8 protein-coding genes are annotated in these 7,451 nt (G+C 37.7%); 2 read left to right on the plus strand and 6 right to left on the minus strand.

Annotated features, from left to right (window positions below; genetic code table 11):
- The first annotated feature begins 188 nt into the window (after positions 1-188).
- Positions 189-371: a hypothetical protein gene (locus J8281_RS18655; RefSeq protein WP_210199185.1), complete on the plus strand. Its 183-nt coding sequence runs from the start codon at positions 189-191 to the stop codon at positions 369-371.
- Here the strand turns inward: J8281_RS18655 and J8281_RS18660 are convergent.
- From J8281_RS18660 to J8281_RS18670, 3 genes are read right to left on the minus strand one after another with little or no spacing between them, the layout of a single operon-like run.
- Positions 368-1,519, minus strand: coding sequence for a hypothetical protein (locus J8281_RS18660; RefSeq protein ID WP_210199186.1), 1,152 nt, complete (start codon positions 1,517-1,519; stop codon positions 368-370). The genes J8281_RS18655 and J8281_RS18660 overlap by 4 nt on opposite strands.
- A gap of 4 nt (positions 1,520-1,523) precedes the next feature.
- Positions 1,524-2,774: a type II toxin-antitoxin system HipA family toxin gene (locus J8281_RS18665; protein ID WP_210199187.1), complete on the minus strand. Its 1,251-nt coding sequence runs from the start codon at positions 2,772-2,774 to the stop codon at positions 1,524-1,526.
- Positions 2,775-2,779: 5 nt separating this feature from the next.
- Positions 2,780-3,067: a helix-turn-helix transcriptional regulator gene (locus J8281_RS18670; RefSeq protein ID WP_210199188.1), complete on the minus strand. Its 288-nt coding sequence runs from the start codon at positions 3,065-3,067 to the stop codon at positions 2,780-2,782.
- Between the two features lie 496 nt (positions 3,068-3,563).
- Here J8281_RS18670 and J8281_RS18675 point away from each other — a divergent pair, with 496 nt between their 5' ends.
- On the plus strand, positions 3,564-4,790 hold the full coding sequence (locus tag J8281_RS18675) for a mandelate racemase/muconate lactonizing enzyme family protein (protein ID WP_210199189.1): 1,227 nt from the start codon (positions 3,564-3,566) through the stop codon (positions 4,788-4,790).
- A 356-nt stretch (positions 4,791-5,146) separates the two neighbouring features.
- Here J8281_RS18675 and J8281_RS18680 read toward each other — a convergent pair whose 3' ends face one another.
- From J8281_RS18680 to J8281_RS18690, 3 genes are read right to left on the minus strand one after another with little or no spacing between them, the layout of a single operon-like run.
- Positions 5,147-6,730, minus strand: coding sequence for a PepSY domain-containing protein (locus J8281_RS18680; protein ID WP_210199190.1), 1,584 nt, complete (start codon positions 6,728-6,730; stop codon positions 5,147-5,149).
- Complete coding sequence (locus tag J8281_RS18685) at positions 6,727-7,023, minus strand: hypothetical protein (protein ID WP_246849168.1); 297 nt, start codon at positions 7,021-7,023, stop codon at positions 6,727-6,729. Before J8281_RS18685 ends, J8281_RS18680 begins: the two co-directional genes overlap by 4 nt.
- Entirely contained in the window at positions 6,998-7,321 is a 324-nt protein-coding gene (locus J8281_RS18690; protein ID WP_210199191.1) for a hypothetical protein, read from the minus strand. The genes J8281_RS18685 and J8281_RS18690 overlap by 26 nt, the downstream gene beginning before the upstream one ends.
- Positions 7,322-7,451: the final 130 nt, after the last annotated feature.

Consider the following 7,451-nt stretch of genomic DNA (forward strand, 5'->3'; position numbering starts at 1 on the left):
TCTGAAACCAATCGACGTTTAAATTCTTCCGAATAAACTCGTTGCTTCCTAATTGTTTTTAAATTTGCTCTCATAAACTGATCACTTCTTTGTAAAAGTGGTCAACCTATATCAGGGACGTACATAAGTCTAAACTCAAATCCCATACAACAGAAGAAGGCTACGTCAGCCTGATTTCCACACTGGATATGATACCTGAAACCAATGAAACCATAAACGTTGACATTTTAGATGAAAAAGTAGAGGGTGAAGCAACTTGGGTTAAATACAGCACTTCGTATGACGGAAAGCCAGGTATCTTTAGACTTGTTCAGGAAAATGGCAAATGGAAAGTGGACTATAATGAGCCACGAGATAAAGGGCCATTTTAAGCCTGAGCTTCTAAATCTTCTATAGTCTTTTTGAATGCCTCGATATCTTTGAACAAAGCACGTCCCATTATTAAAGCTTTACGGTAATAGGGTAGTATGATTTTTGGGAAACTACGCTTTTTATATGGGTTTTCTTCAGCATCCATTTTAGCTTTACGTTTATCACCGAATTTTAAAAGTAATTGGGTGGCACGAGCAATCTCGCTCGTATTATTGCGTTCAGTCAATTTATCAATAAGGTTGAAAAAATCAGTATTATTCTTGGTTATATCATCCTTATTTTCAAACCGTTGAAGTTGTTCATCTATTTCAATATCTTTAATACGGTCAAAATACATATTGATGTTATGGGCAGCCCAAAACTTGTATTTTTCATCATACCATATTCCCGAATCGTGCCGTTTCCCATAAAAATTGACTGTGTTTTCAATTCGAAAACCTTTTAATCCTTCAGAGGAACCAAGTATCGTGACCTCACAAGTATTGGGAAAAGAGCCGACAACCACGTTATCTTTTTGGTATGAGTTGAATGTTTCCCAATAAGTATCCTTGAATGTCTGAAATAGATGGAATACTTCTTCAAGTTTAGGATAAAAGAATTCCTCGATATCAAAAGAATTTTTAAGTATACCGTCAATATTCATTGGTTCAGAGTCGTGCACTACATATTCCCCATCTTCAATTGAATATGCAGAATGAAAAAAAGTGTTTCTAATCTCTTTAAAGTGATTCTTTTCGTAGAAATCAATTAGTGCAGGCTTTTCTGCATCAACCAAAAGCTCTAATAAAAACTCTTGCTTTTCACCTATACCTAATAGCCTCTCATACTTTTTTGTTTTCCAGAATAAATACGACGAACCTTTGTATCCGAGCTTGATTCTACAAAGACTTCCTACGATATTGTAGAAATCACTATTCTCAAAGAAAGTCGAGTAAAGCTGTAAAGCCATACGTACTTTTTCTTTTCCTTCTAGCTCATTGAATAGCCTGTAGTAAAATGTAATAGCCTCAAACCATTCCAGAAGATTTGAATTTAAATTTGAAGAGCTAATTCCCCTGTAATTTAATATTGTCAGAACAACATCAAATTCGCTTCTGGATTTTGCCTCTGCAAAAAGAGTTTTGAGTTCTTTGGATGATTTGGTCATAGTATTAAAATTTAAATGCCCCAGCCATCAACTCAATTTCACTTCTTTTTATTCCTATTCTTTCTGCCACACGTTTCCAATCTTTAACCGCAGCGAACACTTCAGACAAGATAATTTCCATTTCACTTTCGCTCAAACGAAAATATTCGCCCACGCTTTTTGCCAAATCAAAGTCCAGGGCATTATCATCCATATCAATGTTCAATGAGAGTCCATCTTTTTCAATTGACGGATTCAAATCGTAGGCAGGTGACAACATCCAACCTTTATCGGTCAATATAAAACCGTGGTTTCGCAAATGGTCGTCGGTGTTTGAGATGGCGATATTGAAAACAATACGTCGCCAAAGTCGGTGCAAGTTGGCTTCCACATCAACCCCATAGTTCTCTATAAATTCTACAATTTCCAGATAACTTGGTGGTTCAACTTTGATGGTCTCTTCGGTATTGCCGGTCATTGTCATCGCCGAGGCAAAATGGATGCGTTTTCCCTCTTGTCTGTCAAAGCGTTTGGTCAAAAAGGTATGGTGCTGGCCACTGATTTTTTTTATATTGGATTCTGTCATTTCGATTCCTGCAGCGATGGCTAATTGATAGGCCAAATATTCCCATAGTGCCTTATCCACGGTATCCGTCTTTGATGGAAACTTGGCAATCCATAAATGTTTTTGGGTGTCAAAAATATTGGCTTTGGGGCGCGCGCCACCCAAAGAAGAGCCTGGTGCGATCAAAACAGCCAACCATTTCAATATTTCATCGCTCTGCTCATCATTTTCAAGTTGTTTGGCAGCCTCCTGCAAATCGCCTAAAGATGACCAAGGTGGTGTTGGGTTTTGTGCATTGTTATCCAAAAAAGGCCCATCCAGTTCAGTCTTATACCGTAAGGCACCCATTCGGGTTTCGTCATAGACCCCAAGCAGGTAATCTATTTCATAAAGGGTTTTGGGTTTTTCATCATTGGCTCTGGCCTCTTGGGCAGCTCTTCTTTTCATCAAGGTTTTTCCCCAGGTATCTGGCATACTGTCCAGAAAGATTCCAAAATTCTCTTTGTTGGCTGGATATTGTGGCCCAGAATAAAAGGCAATATCCGGGTCGAGCAATCGCTGGGCATCCGTCTTTAACCAGGCTTTTTCGTATTCAAAACTGAATGCTTTTTTCGCTTTCGCGAAATGCGCCGATAGCGTTCCGATGAGCGTCGGTTCTTTTAGACCTACCCAATCGGCATATACGTATATGTCAAATTTATCTGTACCCATTTCACTTATAATAAATCAAGGTCTTGCAATTTTCTGCCGAACTCATCGTCCACGGCAAGTTTTTTAAAATCATCCTCTAAACTCAATACTCGAAACACATTAAAATAAGAGCCTATGGCAACTGCTGGGTCGCCTTTTTCGATTCTGTAAAGTGTGGTGCGGTTGATGCCTGCACGTTCGGAAACCTGCTCGGTCGTGAGCTTTCTGCGCTTTCGCGCAAGCTTAATATTTTCGCCCAATTGCTCAAAAACCTTTTGGTACTTTGGCAAAAGAATAGTTTTCTTGGGATTCATTTTATTGCATATTTACCACAAATTTACTATTATTGTTGATAATATGCAACACATATCTTAGTTGAAGTATTTCGTTTAATTAAATATCAACCTCTACCTAATCATAAATCCGTTCAAAATTAGCCCTCAAATCTCATCAAAATATTGGTTATTTTCTTTCGCAAACTGCCTTTGAATTTTGGCTAATTAAACTGCACTTTCCATCTGCAAAAGCGACAAACTTATATTTATTATCGTTTGTGAATGATAAATAATATGAGCTACGGTTTTTAAGACTTGCAATCCTTCTATCATAAAAAATATGTTGAGTATATAAAAAACTTGACTGGATTGAACCAGTGCAGGGTAGAACTATCAAAAACTTTAAAAAATTAGGATAGATTAAATGAATCAACTAATTTAAGGCACTACTAATTGTTTAAGTTCTTAAGTTGGTTTACAGCCATTTTTGAGGTTCAAACTGAATCTTCCGTAATATTAAAATATCTGTTCTTATATGAAAAAATCATCGCGAAGAACCTTTTTGGGCTCCTTGGGACTGGCTGCAGCCGCAGCCGCAGCCGTAAATGCTTCACCCTTAGTGGGAAAGACATTGCTTCCTGAACTAGATACGAGCAAGGTTAAGGATTTGGTCATACAAAAAGTCGAAACGTTCTTAATAAAGCGGATGATTTTAATCAAGGTCACCTGTAGCGATGGTACCGTGGGTTGGGGTGAAAGCAGCAGTAATAGTCCTATGGAAGTCGTTCGCGCATTTATTGATGAGACGATGGGAAAGGCCATCATTGGTAAAAATCCATTTGACACCAATGCCATCTGGCAAGAGTTGTTTTGGGTAAATCACGATTTGGGTCCCAGTGGCGCGTTGAGTTATGCTGTAGCAGGAATTGATTTGGCATTATGGGACATCAAGGGGAAGCTCACTGACCAGCCTGTTTATAATCTATTGGGCGGTAAATTAAGAGACCGCATTCCGGCCTACGCTGGTATACCATTACGCGGTGGCAGTATTCCTGTAAATGAGGCTATAGCGCGTGCCAAAAAACTTGCAGATATTGGGTTTAAGGTAGTCAAATTGCGAATGCAAATACGGGAATACGATCTGAATCCGCAACCAGACCCCACGGTAAAATACTATAAGGCCATTAGAAAAGCGTTACCAGATGATGTAGCGTTGTTTGTAGACCCTAATGAAGGTTACACCGCGGCGCAGGCTATTCTAATTGGCAAAGAATTACAGCAGCTGGGTATGCCTTATTTTGAAAGTCCCGTACCTAGGGAAAACAATGTCGATTTAAAGGCCATAGTCGCTGCGCTGGATATTCCAGTTTGGGCTGGTGAAAAGTGCTATACCCGCTGGGAATTTAGGGATTTGATTTCCCAAGGCAATCCAGACGTTATAAATCCTGACTTAATCAAAGCCGGTGGTATATCCGAAGTCAAACGCATTGCAGACCTAGCACAGGTATTCTTCAAACAAGTTGTACCCCATAATACAAAACCCACACTAGGCACAGCTGCAGCTCTGCACTTAATGGCAAGCATTGAAAATGCTGGACCACTGATTGAGTTTGTCGAACTGGATACGTATAAAGATGTATTGTCCATTTTTCCAAAAGAACAATTACATTACCTTCAAGATGATGGTACTTTAAAGGTACCCGAACTAGCTGGTTTGGGGATGGAAGTAAATGAAAAACAGTTAAAAAAGGTGATGCTTTAGGGTTTTGAAAATCAGGATAACACTGGCGATAAATTTCATATTTTTTGTGTTTCAGGTAAGAGTGATTGAAGATTTGGTTGAAACAAATAGGTATGAATAAATGATAACAGAAAACGAAAAGACCAGAATACAATGGTATAAAGAATATAATTGCGAAGATGATAATCCTCTAAATATAGGCTCAGGTCCTTTTATTAACTATTAAATGTTAAACAAAGAGAATTTCAATAACTTAAGAAACTCGCCCAAATATCGACCTCATTTTCTCATAAACCCGCTCAAATTTGCGCTCTAATTAATAAAAACTATTAATTCTAATCAGGGATTTTTCCTTTATTTTCACCTAATTTAATTTTTCATTTGATTTCTAGCGAATGCTTGGTGGTTTTGTTTTTAGATTGATGATTAAGATGAGCAATCCAAAGGGCGCTGACACCTGTTAATAACCAAAATATATCGATGGAAGCTATGATGTATTTTGCTTTCGCGAAAGCAATAAAAAACCAATCACCAGTAACTATTCCATTAAGAATTGGGATTAAAATTGAAGATATACCACCAATTATTAAATATCGAATGTTAAGCTGTTTTAAATTATTCCAGAACAGTCCTATTAAAATTAAAATCAGCCAGCCACCAAAGAATACCGCATTTTCATAAAAAGCCCTGTCTTCAATAGAAAACGGTATGGTTTTGTTTGCAATAAACAACAATGCGGTAGCTGGAAACAAACCTAGGCAAATCGCCAGATAGACTTTTGTGACCTGATAATGAAAGTGCTTTTGCTTATCGGTATAGTTACTTTTATCTCTCGCAGTTTTCCAGATCATAACCCCACTAATAATTGAAAAACAGGTAATCATTGCCAAAATAAAATAAATCATCTTTAGTAGGATGCCGCCATAGGTAGCAAAATGCAGTTTGGTCATTAAATTATAAACGGTTTGGGTATAGGTTTTGTCGTTAGGGAGAATTTCTGCGATACGTTTTCCACTGGCCAAACTGTAGACTAAATTACCATCATTAGCAATCCCTTTACCATCATCTATCCTAAAACTTAGGGTAGCATCTTCGTAGCCATAGTGAATTGTTTGTGCGCTTTGAATTGTGTGGTTTGGGAATTCTTTTTGCAGCTCATCATAGATATTAGTAATGGATACCATAGCCGCCTCTTTGGCTTCTTCACCAGGTCGCATCGTGCGCTGAGGTTGTATGTTTTCAAAAATAGGGTCAGCACTACCCTGAAACATCAAAATAACCGAAGGTGCAAGCAATAACGTCAGCAAGCCGAAAAGACAACCAGTAACCGCATAAACTACTTGAAATGGCAAGCCAATAATGCTCAGCATCGTATGGGCATCTGTCCAGATATTTTTCATCTTCTTTTTAATTGAAAAGGCATAGAATTTTCTGATGATATTTTTCCAATGAATCAAAACCCCTGTTACTATAGCGAACAAAAAGAATAAAGAGAAAAAGCCTGAAATCCAGATACCAGCTTCGGGTATTTGATCAAAATAGTGTAAATGGTATAAGGTTTCGCCTACTGTGGTTAAGGGTTTTCTATTATCCGTAATTTCCCAGGTTTCTGGATTTATGAGCGCGCGTATTCTATTGTTTCGTTTGTCATCAGTCTCTAAATCGGCATTAAATTGAATATAGGGTTGACTCTCATTATTGTAAATGATTCTGGTTTGACCACTTTCCTTGAAATTGGGATAATGCGCTTTGACCTGGCTTAATACTTCTTCGGTATCTACTTTCTGTATTGTAACCTGTCTTGCTCTATGATTTTCCCATTGATACAGCTCATCCCTAAAAAGGGCAAAAGCACCTGCATAAAAAATGACAAAGAGCGCAAAACTGATTACAATTCCTGCAACAGTATGCGTATGAAATATAATATTATGTAACCTTGGATTAAGTGCTTTCAAATTCATAATCCTAGATAAATTATTACAAAACAAACACCTATAATCAAAAGGTAAATACCCCAGATTTTCCAACCGTTCTTGCTCATAAATGCCCAGACCATTAGACCTACCCACGTAAAAAAAGCACTAAATGCGCTCGTTAAGGCGATAGCACCTTTGTTGGCTAAGTGAATTCCTATGGCATTGTGTATTAGCATTGTTACCAGATAACCTCCTATAACCCCAGCAGTAATCTTTAACCAGCGTTGACGGGTACTTGATAAGTATTTTTGATTAGCGGGCATAAGAAGCAATGTCATAGATTAAAAAAAGAACACTACATCCCAAAAACGCATAGATTAGTTTTGACTTATACGGCAACCCCAAGATCAAAGTGCTCAAAATAAGGATTATGGTAAACAACCATACTAGAGAACCTGTGCCGCTACCAAATTGAATAACAAAAAGAACCAGTGCAAGCCCATAACATATCGCACTAGCTTTTATTTTAATAGACTTATTCAAGCCTAATTTTGAAAATACAGGCACATCGTCAGGAAAATATTTTGAGGTGCTATACCCAAAAATAGCTACTAATATTGAAAATGTGATTGCCATAAATTTTTAAAAAGAATAACCTATGGTTAATAAAACATTTCTGGGTATGCCAGGAAATACACGTCCGGCATCAAGACCGCCCACAAAATAACGTTCATCAAATATATTATTAAGATTGCAAGTAAGGTTG

This window comes from Aquimarina sp. U1-2 (assembly GCF_017897595.1).
In the GTDB taxonomy this organism is placed as follows: Bacteria; Bacteroidota; Bacteroidia; order Flavobacteriales; family Flavobacteriaceae; genus Aquimarina.

What these genes read in the sequence shown, in the direction of transcription:
- J8281_RS18655 (WP_210199185.1), top strand. Translation starts at nt 189, where the DNA reads ATGATACCTGAAACCAATGAAACCATAAACGTTGACATTTTAGATGAA.
- J8281_RS18660 (WP_210199186.1), bottom strand. Translation starts at nt 1,519, where the DNA reads ATGACCAAATCATCCAAAGAACTCAAAACTCTTTTTGCAGAGGCAAAA.
- J8281_RS18665 (WP_210199187.1), bottom strand. Translation starts at nt 2,774, where the DNA reads ATGGGTACAGATAAATTTGACATATACGTATATGCCGATTGGGTAGGT.
- J8281_RS18670 (WP_210199188.1), bottom strand. Translation starts at nt 3,067, where the DNA reads ATGAATCCCAAGAAAACTATTCTTTTGCCAAAGTACCAAAAGGTTTTT.
- J8281_RS18675 (WP_210199189.1), top strand. Translation starts at nt 3,564, where the DNA reads ATGAAAAAATCATCGCGAAGAACCTTTTTGGGCTCCTTGGGACTGGCT.
- J8281_RS18680 (WP_210199190.1), bottom strand. Translation starts at nt 6,730, where the DNA reads ATGAATTTGAAAGCACTTAATCCAAGGTTACATAATATTATATTTCAT.
- J8281_RS18685 (WP_246849168.1), bottom strand. Translation starts at nt 7,023, where the DNA reads ATGACATTGCTTCTTATGCCCGCTAATCAAAAATACTTATCAAGTACC.
- J8281_RS18690 (WP_210199191.1), bottom strand. Translation starts at nt 7,321, where the DNA reads ATGGCAATCACATTTTCAATATTAGTAGCTATTTTTGGGTATAGCACC.